The sequence below is a fragment of the uncultured Campylobacter sp. genome, assembly GCF_937973075.1.
Lineage (GTDB): Bacteria > Campylobacterota > Campylobacteria > Campylobacterales > Campylobacteraceae > Campylobacter_B.
The window spans coordinates 1-26075 of the sequence record NZ_CALBWL010000014.1 but is presented as its reverse complement, the minus strand read 5'-3'; the positions used below and the strand labels follow the sequence as shown (position 1 = coordinate 26075).

Below are 26075 nucleotides of genomic sequence, written 5' to 3'. Positions count from 1 at the left end.
TACCCGCCCACCATGTAAAATTTCGATTTAATTTGATTTGAGATATAATCCTCCTAATTAATTCTAAGGGGAAATTTTGAAATATCTAAAAGCCATATTGCAATTCATCGCAGTTTTTGCTTGCCTTATTTTGTATCTATTCATAAGCGGAAGAGTAGGACTTCATAAATCTCAATCTCACTACACTATTACGATAGGCTCCGATACTACTAAAGAAGCGGGACTTGATAAGTATGTAAGCGAAGCGGAGATGCAAAGTTTTGCATTTAGACATTGGGATATAGATTACAATTCAAATCCAAAAAACGTATTTAAAGAACCCGCCATCGACGTAGAGCTAAAAAGGCTTTTAAAAAGCAAGCAAACTGATGAAATTTTAAAATTTATGAAAGATAACAATCTATCCGTCGATCATACTATGCACGGAGGGGTAACGCCCGTGATGTATTCTAGCTTTTGGGATGATACAAATACCACTCAAGAGCTTATAAAGCTAGGTGCGGATATACATAAAAAAGACGAATACAAGCTATCTGCTATGGCTTATGCGATAGAAAATAATGCTACTAAAGCGGTAAGACTGCTTTTAGACAATGGGGTTAAATTTGAAGAGGCGGAAGTCATTAGAAACAGACTGCTTCCGCCGAATTATAATCATATAAAATCCCTACAAATAAGTGATGACGGAAATTTTACGTTGATTTATGAGACCGACTACCCTATGATTAGTATAGGAGAGCCGAATTATTTCTTTTCATATCTTACGAATACGAATATGTATGAGATAGCAAAGATGGCATTAGAAAGCGGCTACAAGCCATATATTTGGAAATTTCAAAACTCTACGGTAGGTCTAAGGTATGGAAACGATATTAAAAAGGTCGTGCCTGAAGGAATATTAAATGATAAAGCGGAACCGACGGACGGATTTGATATTACCGAATATGATTTTTCATTGTATGATACATTTCCGGGCACTCCAAATTACGAACCGATTTTAAAGCTGCTTATACAGTATAACGTAGGCGGACAACCGAGTCCGGAATTTCTAAAACGAAAATATGATGATTGTCATAGAAACTATATATATAGTTTGGATAGTTATTATAAAATAAACTACGATGCAACCTATTATATACCTAAAAGTGAAATTTCGCTTATAACGACGGTATATCGCAAATATTGCAAAGATAGAAATTCTACATTTAAAGATGTTTATGAATATACGAAATTTGCAAGTGAGTTAAATGAAATGGAAGCGGTATCCATCCATATGTATACCAGAGATAAAGACGGTCGCAAGCTTGATCAGCCGTATAAAGATAATTTAAAAAAGCTAGATAAATATATAGACGAGATCTCATCCGATGAGATAAAAAATGCAAGAAAAGAATCTTATGAAAACTAACCCCTCAAGCTACAACCTTATCTTCCTAACTTCCAGCTCGCCGCCGAAAAAGTTCGCGTAGTAAAGCAGGTCTTTTTCGACCTCAAGCCCCGCCAGATAGCGCAGAGCGAGGTTTGCCTCAAAGCTTGCCGCAAACATCACGATCGCAGCCGTTATGCCCGCAGGCGTCGCGTTTAGGCTCGGGAAAAATTTAAAATCCGCATTCTGCACGAAGCAGACTTGGCACTGCCAGCTATCCACCGAGGCAAACACCCACGGCACGCCTATTTGCTTAGCAAACGCATCAATCTGCGCGCGCGTGGCGAGATTGTCGGTCGCATCCAAAATGAGATCAAATTTCTCGCCCGCGCCTATCGCGCTAGCGAAAAATTCCTCCGCGCGGCTCTTATGCACCTCCACGCTCACGCCGTCGTAGCGAGCCTCCGTGCGGCTTTTAAAAACGTCCGCTTTAAATTTGCCCTCGTCTGCGAGCGTGAATAAAATTTGCCTGTGGATGTTATGAAGCGCCACCGTGTCGAAATCCACGACGCTGATCCGCCCGATGCCGCTTGCGCCCAGAGCGTAAGCAAGGCTGCTTCCAAGCCCGCCCGCGCCGATGATTAGGATGCGCTTGTCCGCAAGCGCGCGCTGCGTCTGATCGCCCCAAAGCTGGATCTGTCTGTGAAAGTAGTTCATAAAAGCCCCCTACTGACTAGATTTTTTCGGAATTTCCACAGCCCGCGCGCTGCAGCGATCTCGTCTGCATCCACTTCGCACATCAGCACGCCCTCTTCGTTTTTCAGCTCGTTTGCGATCTCGCCGCTAGGGGTTACGACGAAGCTCTCGCCGTAAAATTTAAACTCGCTTTCGCCGAATTTCGCCTCGCCGATGCGGTTGGCGCGGATGACGTAGAGCGAGTTCGTAAACGCGCGCATCTTCAAAAGCTCGCGCCAGCGCCCGCCGCTTTCGAAGGTCGAGGCGCACGGCACGAGCACGCAACCGACGTTTTTCTGCATAAAATAGCGCCAAAATACGTCAAAATGCGCCTCATAGCCGAAGCAGACGCCGAATTTCACGCCGCCCTCGCTAAAGATCATCGGCGAAATTTTACCGATTTTGCGGCTTTTGCGGTTGGCGAAAAAACTCTCCTCGTTCCAGTGCGGATAGTCCATCAGGATATTTTGATCGTAAAATTTCACCTCCGAGGGCGAAAATTTCGCGCAGGATTTCACCCAGATAGGCTCGTTTTCGCTCGCGCAAAAGATCTCCTCTTCGCTCACATCTTTTTGGCTCTCGGCTTTTAAATTTGAAGCGTTCGAGTTACTCGGGATCGAAGCGCTTAAATTTAAACCGTCTGCGGAATTTGCGGCTTTGAAATTTAAAGCGTGCGCGCCGCAGGAGCTTAAGCCGCCTTTGGAACTCTGCTCGTTTTTGGAATTTAAAACGCCTTTAGAATTTGAACTATCGTTGGAATTTAAATCGCTCTTGGAATTTAGCTCGCCCTTGCAACCGGGCTCGCTTTTAAGGCTTAAGGAATTTTCGCTGCTAGAGCTCGCGCTTTTTTGAGCCGCGCCGCCAAAAATGCCTGCTTGCCTCAAAATCGCGCCGCTTGCGGCTCTGATTATCGGCGCTACGATATGCAGGTCGTATTTGGCGGCCAGCCGCGCCATCAGCTCCTGTTTGTGCTCGCTCTGTTCGCAGGCGATAGAACGGGGCATTTTTTTAAGCTCGCTAAAGAAGGAATTTAGCTCATATTCGCCCAGTAGCACGATCCGCGCGCCGTTATCCTTGGCGACCTTCATATAGTAATCGATCCGATTTTCGCTCATCGAAAGCGTCGGTAGTTGCAAAACGCATACGTTTATCATCGCCGCCTCCTAAGCCTGCTCGGGCGCGTTTATTTCGGCGACCTCGAGTTTGGCGTTTTCTAAAATTTCCTTCGCCTCCTTTAGCAGCGCGACGCCCTGTTTATACAGCTTCACGCTCTCCTCTAGGCTCAGATCCTTGTCGTTTAGGCTTTTTAAAAGCGCGTTAATCTTTTCCATTTTTTCCTCAAAACTCATCCAAAATCCTTTTTATGATGTAATCAAATTTTTCTATCTCGACCAAAAACGCGTCGTGTCCGTAGTCGCTGTCGATCTGCGCGTAGCTAGTGCGATCCTTTTTGCCCAGATCGCTCATCGCATCGTAGATTTCTTTCATCAGCCCCGGCGGAAAGAGTACGTCGCCTTTGAAAGAGATTAGGTGCAGGCGCGATCTGATCTGCGCGCAGGCGTTTTTGAGATTGCCGTAGTGGCGCGTGCAATCAAATATATTCATCATCTTGGCGATGTAGAGATAGCACAGCGGATCAAACCTGCGCGCGAAATTTTCGCCGTTGTATTCAAGGTAGCGATCGACCTGAAAGCGCCCGTTAATCTCGTAAAGACCGTCGGTTTCAACGTAGTTGCGTCCAAATTTATCCTGCATCGAGCTTGGGCTTAAAAAACTTATATGCCCCGCCATGCGACCCACCGCCATGCCGTCAAGCCCGCGCTCAGCGATCAGATTTTTATCGTAGTTGCCGCCTTTGAAATTTGGATCGCGCAAGATGGCCTCGGTCGCGATCTTATTAAACGCGATCGCCCAAGGCTGCGTAGCGTATGTGCTTGCGAGCACAAAAATTTCATCCGCAAATTCCGGATATTCGATCGCGTAGCACAGCGCCTGCATGCCGCCCAGGCTACCGCCGATAACGGCGCGGGCGCGGGCGATACCGAGGCGCTTTAAAAGCATCATCTGCGCGCGCACGACGTCCGAGACTACCACTACCGGAAAGCGCAAGCGGTACTCGCGGCCGCTACTTTCATCGACATCGAGCGGGCATGTCGAGCCGAACGGCGAAGCTAAAATGTTTATGCAGATGACGAAAAATTTTGTCGTATCGATCGCTTTATTATCGCCGATGAGCCCGTCCCACCAGCCGGGTTTAACGTCGCCTTCGTAAAGTCCCGCGGCGTGCGCGGAGCCGGTTAGGGCGTGGCAGATGACGATAACGTTTGATTTGTCAGGGTTTAGCTCGCCGTAGGTTTCATAGGCGAGCTTGAAGTTAGAAAAGACGCGACCGCTCTCCAGATAGAGCGGCTCGTCGAAATTTTGAATTTTGCTTTGAAGGATCACTGATTTACTCGGTAATTCGGCGCTTCCTGCGTAATGATGACGTCATGGACGTGGCTTTCTTTAAGACCTGCGCTCGTGATCTCGACGAATTCCGCCTTTTGCTGAAAGGTCGCGATATCCTTGCTGCCGCAGTATCCCATCGAGCTTCGCAAGCCGCCTAGCAGCTGAAAGATCACGTCTTTTAGCATGCCCGCGTAAGGCACACGCCCCTCGACGCCCTCGGGCACGAGCTTTTCTTTTGCGGTGCCGTCTTGAAAGTAGCGATCCGAGCTTCCCTTCTGCATCGCCGCTAAGGAACCCATGCCGCGGTAGGTTTTGTACTGGCGCCCCTGAAACGTAATGAGCTCGCCCGGGGTTTCGTAGCAGCCTGCAAGCAGGCTTCCCATCATCACCGAGCTTGCGCCCGCGGCTAGGGCTTTGGCGATGTCGCCCGAGTATTTAATGCCGCCGTCTGCGATGATCGGAATTCCAAATTTAGCCGCCTCGATCGCACAATCGTTGATCGCGGTAAACTGCGGCACGCCCACGCCAGCTACGATGCGCGTAGTGCAGATCGAGCCCGGGCCGATACCTACTTTAATCGCGTCCGCTCCTGCGTTTGCGATATCTTTTATGCTGGCGGGGTTTGCGACGTTTCCGACTACTACATCCACGTCAAAATTTCGCTTCAGCTCCTTAAGCGTGTCGATAATGCCTTTGGAGTGTCCATGCGCAGAATCCATCACAAGCGCATCTACGCCCGCTTTGACGAGAGCTTCGGCTCTTTGTAGATGGCCTACGCTGATCGCCGCGGCGACGCGAAGGCGGCCGAATTTGTCTTTATTAGCGCTTGGATATTCGATGCGCTTTTTAAGGTCTTTAATCGTAATAAGCCCCTCTAAATGGCCGTTTGCGTCGATTATCGGAAGCTTTTCTACCTTATTGTTTCTAAAAATTTTCTCCGCATCATCAAGCGTGCAGCCCTTCGGAGCGGTAATTAGCGGAGCTTTGGTCATCTTTTCGCCTACTAGCGCGGCGGTGTCGGTTTCAAAGCGCAGATCGCGATTGGTCAAAATTCCAATCAGCACGCCGTTGTCGTCGATAACGGGAATGCCGCTGATGTGGTACTCGCTCATCAGATCGAGAGCGTCTTTGATCGTGGCGTCCGCCTTGATCGAGATAGGGTCTATAATGACGCCGCTTTCGCTCTTTTTTACGCGGCGAACCATCTTGGCTTGGGAGTCCTCGTCCATATTTTTATGGATTACGCCGATACCGCCGAGGCGCGCCATCATTATCGCCGTGCGGTACTCGGTGACCGTATCCATCGCAGCACTCACAAGAGGGGTATTTAGCGTGATATTTTTCGTAAAACTCGTGCTGATATCGACCTCTTTGGGTAAAATTTCAGAGTATTGCGGTACCAACAAAACATCCTCGAAGGTCAGAGCCTTTTTGACGATCTTCATACTTATCCTTTCACGATTTTTTCTAAACTCAAGCCGCCGTCCAGCACCGTTTGTTCGTCGTAGGCGCGCCCGATGAGCTGCGCACTGATATTAAGAGCCTCTTTGTTTTTCGCTATCGGCACGGAGATCGCGGGAAGCCCCGCTAAATTTACGCCGATCGTGTAGATATCACTAAGATACGCGCGAAGCGGATCGCTAAGCTCGCCGAATTTATACGCTACGCCCGGCGCGATCGGCATAAAGATCAAATCGGCGTCTTTTAAAATTTCCTCATATTCGCTTTTAATGAAGGCCCTTGCCTTCTGCGCTTTGATGTAATACGCGTCGTAGTAGCCGCTGCTTAGCACGAAGGTGCCTAGAAGCATTCTTCTTTTGACCTCGTCGCCAAATCCTTCGCCGCGAGTGTTGGCGTAGAGCTCTTTTAAATTTAGAGCCTTCGCGCGGTTTCCGTAGCGTACGCCGTCGTAGCGGCTTAAATTTGCGCTAGCCTCGGCGGTTGCGATGATGTAGTAGGTCGCGATGTCGTATTTGGAGCTGCAAAGATCGCGGTAAACGATCTCGTGCCCGAAGGATTTTAGCTTTTCTATGCTTAAGCTTAAAGCCTCTTTGACCTGCTGCGAGGCTTCGTCGATATAATTTTTTATAACGGCGATCTTAAGTTTGCGATCTGCGTTTAGCTTATCCGCGGTGCTTTCGTAAGCGCCCGCGTAGCTCGTGCTGTCCATCTCGTCGCGACCTGCGATGATGTCGTATAAAATCGCCGCGTCCTCGACGCTGCGCGTGATCGGTCCTATCTGATCGAGGCTGCTAGAATACGCCGCAAGCCCGTAGCGGCTGACTCTGCCGTAGCTCGGCTTAAAGCCTACGCAGCCGCAAAATGCCGCCGGCTGGCGGATCGAGCCGCCCGTATCGCTTCCGAGTGCGGCTATGGCGATATTTGCCGCTACGGCAGCCGCGCTTCCACCGCTACTGCCGCCGGGTACGCGCGAGTGATCGGTCGGATTGAGAGTTTTGCCATAGAATGAGCTTTCGGTCGTGCTTCCCATCGCAAACTCATCCATATTCGTTCGCCCAAACGGCGCCAAACCGCGCTTCCGTAGCTTTTTAATTACCGTCGCGTCGTATGGCGCAACGTAGCCTTGCAAAATTTTGCTCGCCGAGGTGACGCTCCAATCTTTTACCTGAATGTTATCTTTGATCGCGATCGGCACCCCTTCGCCGCTGACGTTTAGAGCCTCGCCCGTGAGCTGCTCGACGTAGGCGCCGAGCTCTTTGGTTTTTAAAATTTTATCCTTTAGCTCCGCTCTAAGCGCCGAAATTTCATCCGCGCTCAGCTTTAGAGCCTCTTTCAAACTTATCATCTGCCATCCTTAAATTTATTCACGAAATAGATCCCCACGCCCGTCGCTACGCAGATCAGCGCGATCGTAAAAAATACGAAGCCGAGACTTATGGGGCTAGCGAGCATGCATGACCTTCGCGCAGCGCGGGCAGAGCTCATCAGGCTCTTTTGCGTTAAATTTCCAGCATCTAGGGCATTTGTGCTTCGATGATTTTACGAGGCGGAAAATTTCGTCGTTTATTTTAAACTCCGCCAGAGCCTCCTCGCTTTGCAGAGTGTCCACGTCGCTTACCATGAACCAATCCGCCACGCCTAGGATGTCGTTTGATAAAATTTCGTTCGAGCTCGTCTGCAAAACCAGCTCAAGCGTCGATTTGATGATCTTGTCCTTTTTCAGCGCGTCAATGAGTTCGAAAAATTTCTCCCTCGATTTGATCAAAATTTCGTCGAATTCTAGAAAATCGTCAAATTCTATCGGCTTGTAGATCAGATCGAAAACGTCTTCTTTACCCTCTTTGATGATTTGCGGCGCAAACTGCATTACTTCGTCAATCGTGTAGGTTAGCGTAGGCGCGATCAGAGGAAGCAGCGCTCGCGTAATCAGCGCGATCGCGCTTTGCGCGCTTCTGCGGCGCGGCTCGTCGAGTGCGTCGCAGTAGAGCCTGTCTTTGCAAATATCAAGATAAATTCCGCTCAGATCGGCGCTTAAGAAATTTAGCAAGGCGTTGAAGCCCTTTGAAAAATCGTAGTTTCTAAACGCCGCTTCCGCGCTCGAAAAGGCGTTTGCCGCGCGCGTTAGGATCCAGCGGTCAAGCCGCGTAAAATTACTCGTCTCGATCTCATTTAAATCACTGGTGCTTGCGAGCAGAAATCTTATCGTATTTCGGATCTTGCGGTACTGCTCGCTTACCTGTTTAAGGATATTGTCGCTGATCTTCAGATCGGTCGAATAATCGCTCATCGCGACCCACAGGCGTAAAATTTCCACGCCGTGGCTCTTTGCGACCTCTTGCGGATAGACGACGTTTCCGACGGACTTGCTCATCTTCTGGCCCTTCTCATCGACGGTAAATCCGTGCGTGAGGATGCTTTTGTACGGCGCGCATTCGTTGATCGCGCAGCTTAGAAGCAGTGAGCTTTGAAACCAGCCGCGGTGTTGGTCGCTGCCCTCAAGATACATATCCGCAGGGAATTTGCCCGCATCGTAGGCGCCGCTTTGTAGCACCGCTTTCCACGTAGAGCCGCTATCGAACCAAACGTCTAAGATATCCATCACCTTTTCTAAATTTTCAGCCTTATAGCCGCTGTCCTGCGGTAAAAGCTCCGAAATTTCCATCTGCCACCAAGCATCCGCGCCCTTAGCCTTAAAAATTTCGTAGATATTATTTAAAATTTTTTCATCAAAAATCGGCTCTTTGGTGCTTTTATCGCGGAAAAGCGCGATCGGCACGCCCCAATCTCTTTGGCGCGAGATACACCAATCGGGGCGGTTTTCTATCATCGAGGTAAGGCGGTTGACGCCGCTTTGCGGGTAAAATTTAACCCCTCCGATCTGCTCTAGCGCCACCTGACGCAGCGTTTTTCCGCTAGGCATTGGCTCGTCCATCGCGATAAACCACTGCTTCGTCGCGCGGTAGATTACCGGCTTGTGCGTGCGCCAGCAGTGCGGATAGGAGTGGACAAATTTGCCGGATTTGATAAGCGCGGGGCCTAGAAGCTCTAAAATTTTCTCGTTTGCTTTGAAAATATGCATCCCCACGAGCTCATCTACGACGTCTGCGCGGAAGAGTTTTTTGATTTTAAGGGTTTGATCAAAACAGCCGCCCTCATCCACGGGCATAATCACCTCGATGCCGTATTTAAGCCCTACGAAATAATCGTCCTCGCCGTGCCCCGGAGCCGTATGCACGAGCCCTGTGCCGCCGTCCATCAGGACGTGCTCGCCGAGGATAAACTTTGAAGCTCTATCGTTTAGCGGATTGATCGCGTTTAAGCCCTCAAGCTCGGTAGCCTTAAATTCTTTTACGATCTTGCCCTCGGTGATGCCTAAATTTACGAGGCTTTCGACCAAAGGTTTTGCAAGGATTAAATTTTCGCTCGTTAGCGCGTAAATTTCATTCGGGTTTAAAGATATCGCGCCGTTTGCGGGCAGCGTCCAAGGCGTGGTCGTCCAGATGACCGCTTTGGCGCCTTTCGCGCCGATTTTAGCGTTCGCTTCACCACTTAGATCGAACGCCACGAAGATCGAGTAGTCCTCTTTGTCTTTGTACTCGACCTCGGCTTCTGCGAGTGCGCTTTTTGCCGCCCAGCTCCAAAACACGGGCTTTGAGCGCTCGATCAGAATTCCTTTTTTCGCGATTTGGCAGAGTGCTTTGTAAATTTCAGCCTCAAACTCAAATTTTAGCGTCAGATACGGATCGTTCCAGTCGCCTAAAATCCCCATATCTTTAAATTCATTGCGCTGCACGTCGATGAACTCTTTGGCGTGCTGTCTGCAAAGCTCGCGGATTTGCACTTTTGAAAGCGATTTTTTCCGCTCGCCCAGTTTGATCTCTACTTGCTGCTCGATCGGTAGGCCGTGGCAGTCCCAGCCCGGCACGTAGCGGATATCCTCGCCGAAGAAATAATGGGTTTTGGTGATGATGTCTTTTAAAATTTTATTCAGCGCGTGGCCGATGTGGAGGTGTCCGTTAGCGTACGGCGGGCCGTCGTGGATATTAAAGCTGACGCTTGCGCCCTTGCGCCTAGCTTTCATCTTTTCGTAAATTTTACGCTCGTCGTACCATGCCTTAAACCGCGCAGGTTCGTTTTGCGGCAACGCGCCTCGCATCGCAAAGTCTGTCGTAGGAAGAAAGAGAGTATCTTTGTAGTCCATATTTGTACCTTTTCGTGTCTTAAAAAATTTGTGAAGTTTATCCAAAACGCCATTAAAAAGCTCTGAAAGAGCAGTCTGCGTTTATGATATAATGTGCGAAAATTTAATGAGGGTCTTTATGAAAAATATCATCCTTGTAATCGGCGAGGAGATCCGCTACGACGCGGCTTTGATGAGCTATATTTCTCGCAGCTACGAACGAGTTTTTGGGCGGATCGACGATCTGAGATTCTTAAGCGAAAACGATAAGGTTTTGCCCTTCGCGCTTGAAAAGATGATCGATTCGTACGATTTTATCACGATCTTTGCGGCAAACTCCGCTTACGCGGTCGTCGGTAAAATTTTATCGACGCTCTCTTTCGATTCGCTCGAGCTAAAAAACGGAGAAACCCTAGCGCCCTCGATGGCGCGAACGGTGGCGAAAAACAGCTTCCTGCTAAACGTCAGAGGCTGCTCGGTAAACGTGATCAAGGCGCTTTGCTTGCAGAGCTTGCCGCCGATCCTCCAAGACGCGCCGAGCGCGGGCGAGAGCTTTTATCTATTCGATTGTGAATACGAAAGCGTAAAGCAGCGCCTAGAAAGCCTTGCGATCAGTTATAAAATTTCGCTTACGATCAGTAGGCCCTGCTCCTTTTTGTTGCTCGTGCGCGCCAGTGCGATGAAATTCGGAGCGCTGGATGCGTTTTTGCAAAGCGTCGGGAAGTATTATGAGAGCTGCTACATCGAAGGCGGCGATTTTATGGGCTTTGTGGTGGATAGACTGCGCGAAATAGGCGCTAAGATCACCTTTGCCGAAAGCTGCACCGCAGGGCTAATCGCCGCAAAATTCGGCGCGGTCGCGGGCGTGAGCGACGTTTTTGACGGCTCGCTCGTAAGCTACGCCAACGAGATAAAAAATCTCTGGCTCAACGTAGGCGAAGATACGCTCGCTCGCTACGGCGCGGTAAGCGCGCAGACTGTGGGCGAGATGCTTGAAGGCGCGCTGCAAAGCAGCGGGGCGAGCTTCGCTCTTGCAGTAAGCGGTATCGCGGGCCCCGGCGGCGGAAGCGCGCAAAAGCCCGTAGGGACGGTCTTTATCGGCGCGAAGGAGCAGGGCGGCAAACAGATCGTCGGGGAATTTCATCTAAAAGGAGATCGAAATTATATCCGCGAACAAAGCGCCGATATCGCTATCTGCTTGCTTTTAAAGCTTAGAAGTGACCTGTTTTTCGGGCGGCTTCCAAGCGCGATTGCCAGGGATGAAATTTAAAGGAGCGGATTTTGAAAAGACGAATTTTGAAAAGGCGCGGACGCGATTTAGCGCATAATTTTATCCGAGCAAGCGGCGAGCCGGGCTTTGGACGGCTGCGAAATTCCGTTTCAGCCGGCGGTGCGCGAAATTTTACTTCGGCATACGTTGGGCGAAATTTTATAAAGATCGGCAGCGGGCAGAATTTTATCTCAGCGCAGGGCGGATTAAATTTTATCTCAGAAGGTCGCGCTAGAAATTTTAATTTTATAAACGATTTTGGCTTTATAAGCGCGGTGCGAAATTTTACTTTGGCGCTAGCCGCGACGTGCGTTTTGAGCGGCTGCGACGGAGGGTCGGACGGGCAAAATCACGAGCAAAGCGCGCGCTCGGAGCAGAATTTTAGCGCGGGTAATCAAGGGCGAAATTTTAATAAAAGCACGGATAGCTCGGGGCAAAATTCCGCTCAAAGCTCCACACAAAATTCTACGCAAGGCTCAGTGCGAAATTCCGTGCCGCAGGGCTTTGAGGGCAAGCAAAAATCTGATCTAAACTCCACGATAGACGAGCTTGCAAACGATGCTAAAGTTTTGGGCGAGGCCCTGCAAAATTTGCAGAAAAAGGCGCCTGAAGCATTGAACGATTTCGCCGCTCGCAACGCTGATAGGATCGAGGATCTGCTAAAGCAGGGCGAGGCGGTGGCACGCGAGGCTGGCAAAAATCTTGATCAGATGGGACAAAGCCTACAAGGAATTATAAAAGATGCAAACGAAAGCCTGGGCAAGGTCTTGGAGAGCTTTGGAGTGCAGCCCAGACAGGAGCCGCGCGGCGGGCGCTTGCAGGAGCACGATGATAATTTAGACCCTGAAGAGGCGGCTGGTAGGCAAAGCTTTAGAATTTAAATTACGCTAAATTTTACTCAATTTTACTCAAAATTTTTTGCGACTAACTACCCGTAAGGAAGCGGCAAGTCTTCGCAGGAGCGTAACGAGCCTGCACGAAAGCGTGACGGACACTCATAAGAGCGTGATGAGCACCTGCAGCCCGACGACGGAACCGATGGCAAGGTTTTATAGTTTAAAGCACGGCTAGATTTCATCTAAATTTTATTTGTTGTGGCGAATGCTTGCAGAGAAGCGATGCTAAATTTTATTAAAATTTCCCCTACGCGGCGGCTTCGTTAAAATTTTACTCGCGCGAACCTCCGCAATGGAATATGAATATTTGCAAAGAAGTGATAAATCTCTATAAAACGCAACGAGTGCCCCGAGAGCGAGCATTTCTAAAATAAAGCGCGAGTAGTGGACGAAGTTTGGAATTCAAAGCTCAAGCTCTTTGAAGTTGCTGTAAAGATAAGCAGGTGGCGGCCGGTAAAGCTTTATAATTTAAGGCTGCTTGCGATAAAACGAGAAAAATTTTACGAAGTAGGGCTATAATGCGCCCCGCAATTTCAAATTTAAAGGATAGAAATGAAAACTCTCATTATTTTGGCTCACCCAAATATCGCAAACTCGCTTATAAACCGCCGCTGGAGGGATGCTGTGCTAGCCCATCCCGATAAGTTCGAGCTTCACGATCTTTACGCGCTTTATGCGGATTTTAAAATCGATGTGGAAAAGGAGCAAAAACTGCTCGAAAGCCACGATAAAATCGTGCTTCAGTTTCCGTTTCGTTTTTCAAACTGCACACCGCTTCTTAAGCAGTGGTTTGAGGATGTTTTTACGCGCGGCTGGGCTTATGGCGGAGAGAGCGGCGGTAAGCTTAAAGGCAAAAAATTCGCGCTTGCGATCTCGCTTGGCGCGACCGAGGCAAACTATTCTAAAAACGGCATCGTGGGCTTTAGCGTGGATGAGGTGCTAGCGCCATTTAAGGCTACGTTTAATTTCGTCGGCGCGATTGCGCTACCAAATTTCGTCTCGTACGGCTTTACTTACGATAAAAGCGAGCAAGCCGTAGAAAATAGTGCGAAAAATTATATAAAGTATTTAAATAAGCTTTAAATTCTTCGTTTTCCTAGCCGCCAGCTGCGCGTAAAGCTTTAAAATTTTACGTAAGTGGCGTGGCGGATTTTTTAAAATTTTCGCTCAAGAAGCCTAAATTTAATCTCAAAATTTTTAAATTTTACCCCGAAATTCCGCTCGCGCTTCGTATGCGAACTCAAATGAAATTCCAAGCAAAATTCTGCGTCTAAATTTGAGCCCCGCTCTTAAATTTTAAAATTTTATCAGAGATTTTTTTATACAATTACGGCTGAAATTCGGCCCAAAAAAGGAGAGGGAATGTATAAGCTAAAGCATCTTCTTAGCGCGCAGGATCTGAGCCGCGAGGACATCTACGACTTCATTGATCTGGCGCGCGAGTTTAAAGCGCTCAACCGTTCTGACGTCAAAAAATCCGACTCGCTTCGCGGCAAGACGGTCATCAACGCGTTTTTCGAAAACTCCACCCGTACCCGCACTAGCTTTGAGATCGCAGCCAAGCGCCTGGGCGCAGACAGCGTAAATTTTACCGCCGCAGACAGCAGCACGAAAAAAGGCGAGACGCTGATCGACACCATCAGAAATATGCAGGCGATGCACACCGATATCTTCGTGCTTCGACACAGCTGCTCGGGCGCGGCGAAATTCGTAGCGGCCAACTGCGACGCATCGATCGTAAATGCGGGCGACGGGCTGAACGAACACCCGAGCCAGGCGCTACTGGATCTTTTTACGATCAGCGAGCACAAGGGCAGGATCGAGAATTTAAACGTCGCGATCATCGGTGATATATTTCGCTCGCGCGTAGCTAGAAGCGACATCTGGGCGATGAAAAAGCTCGGCATAAACGTGCGGCTCTTCGGCCCTCCGATGATGCTGCGCGACTGCGACGCGTTCGGTTGCCCGATATGCAAAAGCGTAGAGGAGGCGATCGAGGGCGCCGACGTCATCATCATGCTTAGAATTCAGCTTGAGCGGCAAGACGGCGAGCCGAGCTTCCCGAGCGTGCGCGAGTACTCAAAATTTTTCGGACTTACCGCGAGGCGCATGCAAGCGGCGAAAGAGGGCGTTATGATAATGCACCCAGGCCCGATCAATCGCGGCGTGGAGATCAACTCCGACGTAGCCGACGATCCGCGCTATAGCTGCGTTTTAAATCAGGTAGAAAACGGCGAGGCGATGCGAATGGCGATACTTCATACGATAAATTTAAACAGGAGCGCACGATGAAAATTTTGATAAAAAACGGCACGATCGTTAATTGGGGCGGCAGCGAGGAGGCGAACGTCCTGATCGAGGGCGATAAAATTTCAAAGATCACGCGCGAGTGTCCCGCCGCAGACCGCGTCATAGACGCTGCGGGCAAGCTCGTGATGCCAGGTCTTATCGATATGCACGTGCATTTTAGAGACCCCGGACTCGAATACAAAGACGACGTCATCAGCGGCAGCGAAACCGCGGTCGCAGGCGGCGTGACGACCTGCCTCCCGATGGCAAATACCAAGCCCGTGAACGACAACTCAAGCATCACGCGCGCGATGATCGCTAAGGCTAAGGCGCGCGGGCTTATCGATCTGCTACCGATAGGCGCGATCTCGCAGGATTGCAAGGGCGCAAAGATCGTCGAGATGGGCGATATGCTCGAGGCGGGCTGCGTGGCTTTCAGCGACGACGGGCTGCCAGTGACCGACAGCTCCGTGATGCGACAGGCGCTTGAATACTCCGCTCACTTCGGCTCATTCGTGATAAATCACAGCGAGGATTGCTCGCTTTGCCACGGCGGCGTGATGAACGAGGGCAAAGTCAGCGCGATACTCGGTCTAAAGGGGATGGCAAGCGAAAAAGAGGAGATCATGATTGCGCGCGATCTGCTGCTTGCCAAAAAGACGGGCGGGCACATCCACATCGCGCACGTAAGCTCGGCGTGGTCGCTAAAGCTCATAAAGCAGGCTAAGCGCGAGGGTATCCGCGTCACCTGCGAGGCTACGCCGCATCATTTCACCTTTGACGAGCGCGAGCTGATGGGATACGATACGAATTTTAAAATGTCGCCGCCGCTTCGCACCCAAAGCGACGTGCAGGCGATCAGAGAGGCGCTTAAAAGCGGTCTGATCGACGCCATCGTGACTGATCACGCTCCGCACAACACCGACGATAAATTCGTCGAATTTGACCATGCGCCGTTTGGAATTTTGGGGCTTCAAACCCTCGTGCCGCTTACGCTGCGGCTCGTAAACGAGGGCGTCATCAGCCTTGAAGATATGGTGCGGCTGTGCTCGTTTAACCCGGCTAAAATTCTAAATTTAAAGGACAAGGGCGAGATCAAAGAGGGCTTTTTGGCCGACGTCGCGATCATCGATCCGCAGATTTCCTACGTTTACGACGAGGCGCTAAATAAGTCCAAATCGCGTAACTCGCCGCTTTTCGGCAAGCAGCTTACGGGCGCTGCGGTATGCACGATCAAAAGCGGTCGCGTGGTCTATGAGTTTCCAAACGTCGTAGCATAGGGCGCTTGCGGCGTAAAACTTGCGATCGGCGACTTGCGGGCAGAGCTTGCGAGTGGTAGCTTGCCGACGAGCGGTATTCGTAGCGCAAATGGCGCTATTGCTTAATTTTAAATTTAGCTAGTTTGGACGCAACGGCTTGCTTTTAAAATTTTGTGGTGCGATCGGTTTATTTTAAATTTGGCGGCAGCGTAGGCATAGCGACTTATCTTTAAAATTTCATAGCGCGTTTTGCTCGGTATCGGCGCGATCTTTGATCCAGTAGTGCGATCGCCTTGCTTAAATTTTAAATTTAGTGGTAGTCCGGATATAGCAAACTACGTTTAAAATTTTACGGCGCGATTTTTGGGTTTAATTATGCACAGCGCTGCGACTAATTCTCTTTAAATTTTTGCGTAGCTCAGTGCGGCAATTTACTTTTAAAATTTCATAGCGCGAGTGTGGTTGAAATTTCTTTAAAGCGGTTTGTCATTTTTGTAGTGCGGGTAAATTTGACGCACATCGCCTTGCTCATGCCGCTCGTGGATTTCGGCTTCGGAATTTTACCGACGTATAAGGCATTTGTAAATTTATAACGGCACCTTTTTCGATGCGGCAGCTGCTTTTAAAATTTCACGCTCGCGGCGGTTGGGAATTCTATCTTTGCACAGATTTGTTTTTGCTTCACGCGTAAATTTTATCGTGATTAAATTTGTCGCTAAGGCGCAAAATTTTAAAATTTTGCCGCCGCTAGCTTTTGGCGCGGAGCATAAATAATCCGCCGCATGAACGGGAACGATCGAAATTAAAGGATATCTATGAACGGCGAAATATATCTCTCATGCGCGCTGTGTGTCGCGCTAAAATCAGCTCTGCGCGGCTACCGAAAAGAAAACGAAAATCTACATTCGCAGCTTGCAGCCGCACATAGCATGGTTTTGCGTGCGGCTTTAAAGATTAAATTCTAAAACCGAAATTTCAAAAAAGGCCGCACGAAGCATGGATAAATTTCGTCCGCGCGACCTTTAAGAGCCCTAAATTTATAGCCTTCAAAACCAAAATTCCGGCTCGCTCAAAGAAAGTAATGTCTAAGCCTCTATCGTCGCAGGCCTATCAAACGCCGTTACGCTCGGCAGTTCGCCTTTAAATTTCTCGATCTGCACCATGCTCGTGTGCGCGGTGTTGCTTTGCGAGAGCTGCGAGCTCGGTACGTCTTTGGTTAGCACGTTTATGTTGCCGTGCTTGCATAGGCTGCGCTCGCCCCAGACGGCGGGATCGTACCACGCGCCCTCGCTCACGATCACGACGTTATCTTGCGCAGTATCGCTTACTAGCGCCCCGCAGAGGATCTCGCCTCGGTCGTTGTAGATCCTTACCACGTCGCCCGTTTTGATGCCGCGCGCCTTTGCCGTGGCGGGGCTAATTAGCGCGGGTTCGCGGCCTGCGATCTCGGCGTAGTTGCGGATGAGCGAGTTGTTTAGCTGCGAGTGGAGCCTAAATTTAGAGTGCGCGCCGCTGATGGCGATAGGATACTTACTCACGTCGCCGCCCAGCCACTCAAACGGCTCCATCCACGTCGCGTGCGGCGGGCAGTCGGGATATCCTAGCTTTTCGACCGCTTCGGAGTAGAGTTCGATCTTGCCCGACGGGGTTTTTAGAGCGTTTTTTTCGGGATCGGCGCGGAAGTCAGCGTAGTTTGTGAAGTACCGCTTTTTCTCGTCGATTTTATCAAATTTAACGTAGCCCTTTTGCCAAAACTCCTCAAATTTCGGCATCGCTATGCCCATGCCTTCAGCCTTTTGGACTGCATCGGCGTAGATTTCCTTCACCCACTCAAGCTCCGTTTTACCCTCGCTAAAGGCCTGCTCGTACTCCTCGCCCCACTGCGCGCAGATGAGCCGCGCGATCTCAAAGTCGCTCTTGCTCTCGCCCGCGGGCTTTACTAGCGACTTAATCGCAAAAAGGTACTCGCTAGTCGAGTTTGCAAACTCGATATCCGTGCGCTCGCACTCAAGAGCCGACGGCAGCACGATATCGCTGAGCCTCGCCGTACTCGTCCAAAAGGGCTCGGTCGTGATGATCGCTTCTATCTTGCGCATCGCTTCGACCGCGCGGTTGGTGTCAGGGTGGCGAGTGAAGGTCGAGCCGTTGGCATTAAACATCACGCGGATGTGCGGCATGACGTATTTTTTGCCATTGCGCTCGATCTGCTTGCCCGGCTCCATGATCGCATCTATGAGCCTGCTGTTTGGTATCTCGTGATATTTAGCCTTGGCTAGCTTGCCTTGCGGGACGATGTATTTTTCGTTTACCGCAGGATTAAAGGCCTGAAGCTTTGGCGCGATGAAGCTAATATCGGCGTTTTTATGCATCTGATCGTTCATCACGTAGCCGCGCCCGGTCTTGCCGATGTCGCCTAGCATCGCAGCCAGCGCGATGAGCGCCCAGTACGCCATCTCGCCGTGATGCTGACGCTGTATCGCGTAGCCCGTGACTATGAGCGCGTCTTTTTTAGCTAGCGTGTCGGCTAGGCTTTTTAGCTCCTTTTCGCTCACGCCGCAAATTTTACTCGCCCACGCAAGATCCTTTTTCACACCGTCTTTCGCGCCCGTGAAATACTCCTTAAATTTATCGAACCCGACCGTGTAGCGCTCAATAAATTCTTTGTCGTAAAGCCCGCTTTCGTAAAGATAATCGCAAAGCCCGATCAGCATCGCCGTATCGGTGCAAGGGCGCACGGCAAGATAGTGCGCGCCGAAATACTCCGCCGTTTCGTTGCGGTAAACGTCTACGCTGTAAATTTTCATCTCGCCTTTTTTAAATTTCTCTTTCATGATCTCGTAGTAGGCGTAGGAGTTGTGCATCGGCACGCCGATAGCGATCTTGTTTGAGACGACTGGGTTCGTGCCCCAAAATACGATCGTTTTAGCCTCCTTTACCACGCCCTCCCAGCGCGTAGGATTATGCGTCGGATCGATAGAGCCGGTCACGTGAGGCAAAAACGCCGTCGCCGCGCCGTATGAGTAGCCGCCAAGCTCGCTCACGTAGCCTCCTAGCGCGTTTAGCATGCGCTTTGCGGTGCGCTGCGAGTGGCCGATCTTGCCTAGACTGCCCCACTGATAAAGCTGCCCGTAAATGGCCTCTGAGCCGTATTTATCGAAGTTTTCTTTTAAAATTTTAGCGCTTAGCTTTATCGCCTCGTCCCAGCTAACGCGCACGAAGGGCTCTTTGCCGCGAAGCTCGGGCTTTGGATTTGAGGGATCAGCTAGGAAGCTTTTGCGCACGTATGGGTATTTCACGCGCGTTTCGTTTTGGATGTGATCGCTTAGGGCGTTATTTAGCACCGTCGGCATCGCGTCGCCCTCGAACGGCTCGGTGCCAACGACCCTGTCGCCGATGGTTTGGACGTAAAACGCGCCGAATTTATTTGCGCAAAGCCCCATCTGCTCGTCAAATATCGCCTGCGCTAGCGCGTTAAATTGCTTTGCCTGCGCCGAAGTCGCAGCCAGCGCGCCTAGTTTTAGAAAATCTCGTCTTTTCATGGTTGTCTCCGTTAAATTTAAATTTGATTAGTTGATTTGGTTTAAATTTAGCGGGATTTATGGAGTTAAACTTTGCATTGTTTGCCTTTATAGCGTATTACGCGACCTCGCGTCTTAGCCGTGATTTTACGAAATTTAGGCTTAATTTGCCATTTATCTATGGCGTCGCGATGGAATTCTATTAGAGCTAAGCACTAGATAAATTCCACCGCGACTATTTGGGTCAAAAGCTATACGTAAGGCTTAGATTAAAGGTGCGCGGATCGCCGTAGATCATTCGATTAGAACCGATACCCTCAAAATAGCGCTTATCGGTTATGTTATCGACGTTTAGCTGCACATCTAGGTTTTTACTCGCTTTGTAGCCTAGCATTACGTTTGCAATCGTGTAAGCTTTCTGCTCGATCCTGCCGTATGGCGAGTCGGAATAAATCTTTGAGCGATACATCGCGCCTGCGCCGATTCTAAATGTGCCGATCTCATATTTTGCAAAAAGATTTGCGCTGGTGCGGGAGGAGTCGCTGGCGTAGATATTGCCGTCAGCATCTTTGGCTTTGTAGTGCGCTAGCCCCATGCTTAGGCTTAGTGCATCGGTAATTTTACCGTTTACATCCGCTTCAAAGCCCCTGCTGGTTACTCCGCGACCCTGCCTGTAAGCGTAGGAATTTGTGCCCGTGATATACTCGTCGGTGCGGATGCCGAGCTTATCTTGGATGATCTTAAAAATGCCCAGGCTTGCTTGCAGATCGCCGTCAAAATACTCGCCTTTGATGCCCGCTTCGTAGTCCTTGCCTTGGATGGGATCAAGATATTTATTGTTTTTGTCCTTGTAGGTTTGAGGTTTAAAAATACTCGTATAACTTGCATAAAGGGTATGATGATCGTCTAAATCATAGGTGATCCCTGCATATGGAGTAATTTCGCGGGTAAAATTTCTATTATCTGCTCCACCTGTAATTTTATATTTATAGTAACTCATCCGCGTTCCTAATAAGAGCTTTAAATCCTCGGTGATTGAGAGTTTATTCGCGGCATAAATTGCTTTTTGAATAGTTCGATCGGCATTATTTTGATCTACATACGGTAAGCGTGGATCTTCAATATGAAGGTCGTTAAAATTTATTCTAGTGCGCGCGGCATAAGCAAGGCCTGCCGGAGTGTTTCGACTATTCCAGTAGCTACTTACGTTATCAGATCCTTTTTTGTAAAGATTATACATCACACCAAATACAAATTCATGATCTTGTTCGAAAAATTCATAAGGGATATTCACATAGGCGTCGATATTGTGGATATTCTCTTCGCGCTTGTTAGCATAAACGCTAAGATCGGCGACGTTTCCGATGCCGCCAGGGCCTACCCTGCCGCCATAATAGAGCAAATTTGAATCGGTATGAGCACGACGAAACGAATAACTCAAGCTTAAACTCGCCTCGTTTGAGAAATATTGTTTAAAATCGGCATAAAAATCAAGCGTAGAGATGTCGTATCGCGTCCAAGGTTGAGAGAAAATTTTGTTTTTGCCGAAGTGCGTGCGCGTGCCGTCCGAGTTAAACGCGGGCATTCCGCCCCAGCGCGTGCCATGTCGGCGTAGAGTCTGATAAAATGAGCCAAAGCTCAGCCTTGAATCGTCCGTTACATCGATATCTAATACGCCATAAACGGCAGTATTGCGACGATTGTAATAGTCCATATAGGAGTGCGATCGTTCATGCATAAACGCTAGGCGTCCGCGCACCGAACCGCTTTGATTGAGCGGGCTTTGCACATCGGTTTTAAGCCCGTATTTGTCGTATGAGCCGCCGTTTAGACTTATATAACCTTTTGGGATGGTGGAATCTGCGTGCTTACGGATAAAATTTAAACTCGCGGCAGGATTTCCTGCGCCTGCTAATAATCCGTTCGCACCCTTTACTACCTCAACGCGCTCATATGGCAGTAAATTTAAATCGTTCGCCCCGAGGCTAAAACCTCCGAAGCTAGGCATCGAATCAAGCAAATAATAATCTATGCTAAATCCGCGCGCCGTAGGATAGAGCCTCTCATCCATACGCCCGCTCGTAATGCCCGCGATATTTCGCATCAGCACCTGATAATCGGTTATCCCCATATTTTTTAGCTTGGCTTCGGTCACCACGGTAAGAGACTGGGGTGTTTCTCTTGCCGTAAGATCGAGCCTGGTGGTACTTTTAACGAGCTTTCTAGCCTCATAATCTCTGTCGTCGCGACGGAGCTTTTGGGTATCTTGCACTTCTATGGTGCCTAAGTCCTCCGGGGTGCTCGCAGTGGCGTTATTTTCCGCATAAAGCGAAGTTAGCATATTTAATGCGACTACGAGCGAAAGAGATACTTTCTTCATAACTTTCTCCTTTTAGAATTTCTATTTTTTAGGGTTATGTAAAATCCGCAAATGCTTAAAAATAGGGGCGCAAGCCCCGCTAAAAACCATATAAGCTTCGTTATTGCGCCGTATGAGCCCGCATGGGCGCGATGAAAGCCGTCTTGAAGTTTGTCTGAAAAATCCGCATCGTTTATAAAGTCCGCTTTTAAAATTTCGCCTGCATCCGATATCGTGATACGGCTCGCGTAAGGGCTTTGAAGCGGGTTTTGCCCCGCCTCGAAGCCGTATACGGTAAAAACGCCGCCCGGACAGAGCGGAAAGGCGATATAGGTGGAGCGAAATTCTTTAAATTTAACCGCTATCCGCGCTAAAGCCTCATCTAGCGTCGCAAGATTTTGCGCCGTTTTCATGCTTACCGCTCCGTTTGATGCCGCGACGGTGGAATTTCGCTCGGTCTTAAAATTCTGCAAGACCGCGCCACATGGATTTGCGAGCGGCTTGTAAGTTACCGCCCTTAGCTCCCACCATGCTCCGCTTATAGCTATAGCAAACATTACGGGAGTGCTTGCGACTCCGATTAGGCGGTGAGTGCCGCGCATAAAATATATGGCCCGATCTAGCCTCAGCGAGAATAAGTTTTGCCAAAATTTTTTGTAGATAAAAAAGCCGCTAATGCCGATAAGTAGCGCGCTAAGCCCCACGATACCCGTAAAAATTCTACCGCCGGGACCTAAAAACAGCTCCGCGTGCAGTTTATTTATCGCGCCGATAAAGCCCTCATCTCGCGGCATGGGCGCGCCTTTAATCTCGCCGCTAAAGGCATCTAAGTAAATTATGATCCGCTTTTGCAGTTTCTGAGAGGAAAGTCTGATTTTATCGGTCTTTAAAGGATCTTGCGCGATGCTCCAGCCCATGATCGCATACTCTTTAAATTTGGAATTTATCTCGGATTGCAGGGTACTAAATTTCATTCTAACGGGGAATTTCGCTATGCTTTCTTGCGTCCTAAACACCTTGTCTTTTAGCAAAACTTCATTGATCTGCTCCGCGTAAACTAAAACCGAGCCGCTTATAGAAATGATTATAAGGGGTATGCAAAATATCAAAGATAGCCACAAATGAAATTTGCGCGAGATTTTGCGAAAGGATTTAGACAAAATTTTCCTTTTTTTGAAAATTATTTTAATTAAGACGGCGTGATTTTAGTGAAAATTGTATTAAAGCATTTTGAAAGTCGTTATAATTTTATAGCTAAAATTTTACGGCGTAAAATTTGCTTGAATGATTTATCTATAGAAATTTTTAAAAGCTATTTTAAAATTTTAAGAGCCGAGCGAATATTAAAATTTTCGCGCACAGGAGAGTTTAAATTTAAAGCAAATTTCGGATTTTAAAATTTCAATATCACGCAGGGTCGTGTTTGGGTTGCAGGCGTGGACGATCAACGACTCAAGTGGCTTGCAAATTCCGCACTCGCCAAAAAAACTCTGCGTTGCAGCGATTTAAATCTTTTATCGCGAAATTTGCAATTACGCGATTAAAAGAATTTACCGATAAGCGCATATCCCCACAGCGCGGCGTTGAGAAATAGGCTTATCATCACGGCGGTGCTTGCAGTGTCTTTAGCTCCCTTGGCTAGCGGATGGATTTCGCTCGTGGCAAGATCGACTGCGCGCTCGATGGCGGAGTTTACGCACTCTAGCGCGATGGCAAAGATCGCGCCGAAGATCAAAAATAGATTTAGTACTGCGCCGAAATTCCAAAAAAATAGCGACAGCAGAAGCGGGGCGAACACGCAAAGCTCGAGTCTAAAGCTACGCTCGCTGCGCAGCATCTCGGCAAGACCCGCCATCGCGTAGCCCCAGTTGGCAAAAAATCGGTATTTGGGCTGATTGCGCATAATTTTCCTTTAAATTTAGTCAAAATTTCGTATAATCATACCAAAATTTTTAGGCCAAAGGCTAAATTTGAAACTGATTAGTTGGAACGTAAACGGGCTGCGCGCAGTACTCGGCAAAGACGGCTTCGCGTGGCTTGCGGAGCAAAACCCCGATTTTTTGGGCTTGCAAGAGATCAAGGTGAGCGAAAAGGACGCTCCGAAAGGGCTTTATGAGCTCGGATTTTCTCAGATCGATCTAAATTCCGCCGCTCGCGCGGGATATTCGGGCGTGGCGAGCCTAGCGAAATTTAAAAGCGAGACGAGCAAGGCGCTGTTTTTCCCCGACGACGAGGGGCGCGTGCTGCAGCACCGCTTCGGCGATGTCGTGCTTTTTAATATCTACTTTCCCAACGGACAAAAGGACGAGGCGCGGCTAGCCTACAAGATGGAATTTTACGCAAAATTCCTAGCCTACGCGCGCAGTCTTGCGGAGCAGGGGCTCGGGGTGATATTCTGCGGCGACGTGAATACTGCGCACCGCGAGATCGATCTTGCAAACCCCAAAGCAAACTCCAAAACTTCGGGCTTTTTGCCGATCGAGCGGGCGTGGCTTGATGAGGTAGAGGCGGCGGGTTTTGTCGATACCTTCCGCGCCGTGCACGGCGAGCTGCGGGACGCCTACTCGTGGTGGAGCTACCGCTTTAACGCGCGCGCAAAAAACGTAGGCTGGCGGATCGATTATTTTTTCATCTCGGCTAATTTGCGCTCGCGGCTAAAGGACGCTTTCATCCTAAGTGACGTGATGGGCAGCGATCACTGTCCCGTGGGCATCGAGATCGAAATTTAGCCGGGGCGAATTTCACGCCGCGAGCTTTGATTTGCGCGGCTCGCGAGCAAGGTGCGCGTAGCTTTGCAAGCTAATGCGCGGATTTAAAGAGGCGGTGCGTAAACGCTGTGCGATAAAATTTTAAATTTAAGGAGAGAAGATGTTGAGCGATATCGAAATAGCAAATGCGGCGAAGCCGGATAAAATTTCAAACGTTGCGAAAAATTTGGGGCTTAGCGAGGATGAGATCGAGCTGTACGGCCACTACAAAGCCAAGCTAAATATCAAGCCGCGATCGCGCGCTTCGAAGCTTATTTTGGTCACGGCGACCAATCCGACGCCGTTTGGCGAGGGCAAGACTACGACCTCCATCGGTTTAGCCGACGCGCTAAAACGCCTGGGCAAAAGCGTCTGCCTTGCGCTACGCGAGCCGTCGCTGGGACCGGTTTTCGGTATCAAAGGCGGGGCTGCGGGCGGCGGGTACTCGCAGCTGGTGCCGATGGACGATCTAAATTTACACTTTAACGGCGATTTTCACGCGATCACCTCCGCAAACAACCTCATTTCGGCGGTCATCGATAACTCGCTGTATCAAGAAAACCCGCTAAAGATCGAGAAAATTCTATGGAAGCGCTGCATGGATATGAACGATCGCGCGCTGCGCCACATCACCGTAGGACAGGGCGGGCGCACCGACGGAGTGCAGCGCGAGGACGGCTTTAATATCACCGCAGCTAGCGAGATAATGGCGGTGCTGTGCCTCTCAAACGATCTTGCCGAGCTTAAGGAAAACATCGCAAACATCATGGTCGCCTACGATACGCAGGGAGAGCCGATATACGTGCGCGATCTGGGCTGCGCGGATGCCGTGGCAATCCTGCTAAAAGACGCGATAAAGCCGAATCTCATCCAAAGCCTTGAGCACACGCCCGCGCTCGTGCACGGAGGACCCTTTGCAAATATCGCGCACGGCTGCAACTCCATAATGGCGAGTAAGTTAGCGCTCTCGCTTGCTGATTATGCCGTGACGGAGGCAGGCTTTGGAAGCGAACTGGGGGCTGAAAAATTTATCGACATCAAGTGCCGCCGCGCGGGCATCGCTCCGGATGCCGCGGTGTTGGTTAGCACGATCCGCTCGCTTAAATACAACGGCGGCGCGGATAAAGAAAGTATCGCGAGCCCGGATCTTGCCGCGCTTCAAAGAGGCATCGTAAATTTAGGCGGACATATCGAAATTTTACAAAACTTCGGACTAAATCCCGTCGTGGCGCTTAATCGTTTCAGCTTCGATAGCGACGACGAGATCGCCTTTGTGCGCGATTACTGCAAGCAGCGCGGCGTGCAGATGGCGATTTGCGAAAATTTCGCCAAAGGAGGTGAGGGCGCGCTTGAGCTAGCCCGCCTCGTAGTAGATGAGTGCGAGTGCGCCAAGGGGCTGAAATTCGCCTACGAGCTTAGCGACGATACGGCGAGCAAGATCGAAAAGATCGCTACTAAAATTTACGGCGCGAGCGAGGTCGTTTTCGAGCCCGAGGCGCAAAAGGTGCTGCAGCACATCAAGGCTTTGGGACTTGAGCGGCTAAACG

Annotated in this window: 21 protein-coding genes; 10 read left to right on the top strand and 11 right to left on the bottom strand. The window is 49.6% G+C overall.

What is annotated here, in order from left to right; all coding sequences use genetic code 11:
- Positions 1–76 precede the first annotated feature (76 nt).
- Positions 77–1408, top strand: a complete 1332-nt coding sequence (locus Q0274_RS01635) for an ankyrin repeat domain-containing protein (RefSeq protein ID WP_298027091.1) — start codon at positions 77–79, stop codon at positions 1406–1408.
- 9 nt (positions 1409–1417) lie between these two features.
- Here Q0274_RS01635 and Q0274_RS01630 read toward each other — a convergent pair whose 3' ends face one another.
- The 7 genes from Q0274_RS01630 to ileS form a co-directional block, all read right to left on the bottom strand.
- The gene (locus Q0274_RS01630; protein WP_298027088.1) at positions 1418–2083 is read right to left on the bottom strand and encodes a ThiF family adenylyltransferase; all 666 of its coding nucleotides are present in this window, start codon (positions 2081–2083) and stop codon (positions 1418–1420) included.
- On the bottom strand, positions 2080–3255 hold the full coding sequence (locus Q0274_RS01625; protein WP_298027086.1) for a carbon-nitrogen hydrolase family protein: 1176 nt from the start codon (positions 3253–3255) through the stop codon (positions 2080–2082). The genes Q0274_RS01630 and Q0274_RS01625 overlap by 4 nt, the downstream gene beginning before the upstream one ends.
- A 9-nt stretch (positions 3256–3264) precedes the next feature.
- Positions 3265–3450 carry an exodeoxyribonuclease VII small subunit gene (gene xseB / locus Q0274_RS01620; protein ID WP_005872361.1) on the bottom strand — a complete coding sequence of 62 codons (186 nt, stop codon included), beginning with the start codon at positions 3448–3450 and terminating at the stop codon, positions 3265–3267.
- Positions 3440–4546, bottom strand: coding sequence for a homoserine O-acetyltransferase (locus tag Q0274_RS01615; RefSeq protein WP_298027083.1), 1107 nt, complete (start codon positions 4544–4546; stop codon positions 3440–3442). The genes xseB and Q0274_RS01615 overlap by 11 nt, the downstream gene beginning before the upstream one ends.
- Complete coding sequence (gene guaB, locus Q0274_RS01610; protein ID WP_297950290.1) at positions 4543–5994, bottom strand: IMP dehydrogenase; 1452 nt, start codon at positions 5992–5994, stop codon at positions 4543–4545. The genes Q0274_RS01615 and guaB overlap by 4 nt, the downstream gene beginning before the upstream one ends.
- Before the next feature lie 2 nt (positions 5995–5996).
- On the bottom strand, positions 5997–7355 hold the full coding sequence (gatA, locus tag Q0274_RS01605) for an Asp-tRNA(Asn)/Glu-tRNA(Gln) amidotransferase subunit GatA (protein ID WP_298027081.1): 1359 nt from the start codon (positions 7353–7355) through the stop codon (positions 5997–5999).
- Between the two features lie 96 nt (positions 7356–7451).
- A complete protein-coding gene (ileS, locus tag Q0274_RS01600; protein WP_298027078.1) occupies positions 7452–10211 on the bottom strand; it encodes an isoleucine--tRNA ligase in 2760 nt (919 codons plus the stop codon).
- Positions 10212–10329: 118 nt separating this feature from the next.
- On the opposite strand from ileS, the gene Q0274_RS01595 reads away from it, so the two are divergent.
- From Q0274_RS01595 to Q0274_RS01565, 7 genes are all read left to right on the top strand, one after another.
- Complete coding sequence (locus tag Q0274_RS01595) at positions 10330–11460, top strand: CinA family protein (RefSeq protein ID WP_298027075.1); 1131 nt, start codon at positions 10330–10332, stop codon at positions 11458–11460.
- An 11-nt stretch (positions 11461–11471) separates the two neighbouring features.
- The gene (locus Q0274_RS01590) at positions 11472–12341 is read left to right on the top strand and encodes a hypothetical protein (RefSeq protein WP_298027074.1); all 870 of its coding nucleotides are present in this window, start codon (positions 11472–11474) and stop codon (positions 12339–12341) included.
- Positions 12342–12740: 399 nt separating this feature from the next.
- Positions 12741–12875: a hypothetical protein gene (locus Q0274_RS01585; RefSeq protein ID WP_298027071.1), complete on the top strand. Its 135-nt coding sequence runs from the start codon at positions 12741–12743 to the stop codon at positions 12873–12875.
- Positions 12876–12908: 33 nt separating this feature from the next.
- Positions 12909–13439 carry an NAD(P)H-dependent oxidoreductase gene (locus Q0274_RS01580; RefSeq protein ID WP_298027068.1) on the top strand — a complete coding sequence of 177 codons (531 nt, stop codon included), beginning with the start codon at positions 12909–12911 and terminating at the stop codon, positions 13437–13439.
- A gap of 279 nt (positions 13440–13718) precedes the next feature.
- Entirely contained in the window at positions 13719–14648 is a 930-nt protein-coding gene (locus Q0274_RS01575) for an aspartate carbamoyltransferase catalytic subunit (protein ID WP_298027065.1), read from the top strand.
- Positions 14645–15925, top strand: coding sequence for a dihydroorotase family protein (locus Q0274_RS01570; protein WP_298027064.1), 1281 nt, complete (start codon positions 14645–14647; stop codon positions 15923–15925). Before Q0274_RS01575 ends, Q0274_RS01570 begins: the two co-directional genes overlap by 4 nt.
- A gap of 794 nt (positions 15926–16719) precedes the next feature.
- The gene (locus Q0274_RS01565) at positions 16720–16869 is read left to right on the top strand and encodes a hypothetical protein (protein WP_298027061.1); all 150 of its coding nucleotides are present in this window, start codon (positions 16720–16722) and stop codon (positions 16867–16869) included.
- Positions 16870–16989: 120 nt separating this feature from the next.
- On the opposite strand, the gene Q0274_RS01560 is transcribed toward Q0274_RS01565, so the two are convergent.
- From Q0274_RS01560 to Q0274_RS01545, 4 genes are all read right to left on the bottom strand, one after another.
- A complete protein-coding gene (locus tag Q0274_RS01560; protein ID WP_298027058.1) occupies positions 16990–19443 on the bottom strand; it encodes a molybdopterin-dependent oxidoreductase in 2454 nt (817 codons plus the stop codon).
- Between the two features lie 223 nt (positions 19444–19666).
- Positions 19667–21802, bottom strand: coding sequence for a TonB-dependent siderophore receptor (locus Q0274_RS01555; RefSeq protein ID WP_298027056.1), 2136 nt, complete (start codon positions 21800–21802; stop codon positions 19667–19669).
- Entirely contained in the window at positions 21799–22941 is a 1143-nt protein-coding gene (locus Q0274_RS01550) for a PepSY domain-containing protein (protein WP_298027053.1), read from the bottom strand. Before Q0274_RS01550 ends, Q0274_RS01555 begins: the two co-directional genes overlap by 4 nt.
- 380 nt (positions 22942–23321) lie before the next feature.
- Positions 23322–23684, bottom strand: a complete 363-nt coding sequence (locus Q0274_RS01545) for a diacylglycerol kinase (protein ID WP_298027050.1) — start codon at positions 23682–23684, stop codon at positions 23322–23324.
- A gap of 67 nt (positions 23685–23751) precedes the next feature.
- On the opposite strand from Q0274_RS01545, the gene Q0274_RS01540 reads away from it, so the two are divergent.
- Together Q0274_RS01540 and Q0274_RS01535 are read left to right on the top strand one after the other, a co-directional pair.
- Positions 23752–24510 carry an exodeoxyribonuclease III gene (locus tag Q0274_RS01540; protein ID WP_295152225.1) on the top strand — a complete coding sequence of 253 codons (759 nt, stop codon included), beginning with the start codon at positions 23752–23754 and terminating at the stop codon, positions 24508–24510.
- 139 nt (positions 24511–24649) lie between these two features.
- Positions 24650–26075 (top strand): formate--tetrahydrofolate ligase (locus tag Q0274_RS01535; protein ID WP_298027046.1); only part of this gene is annotated, 1426 nt, incomplete at its 3' end.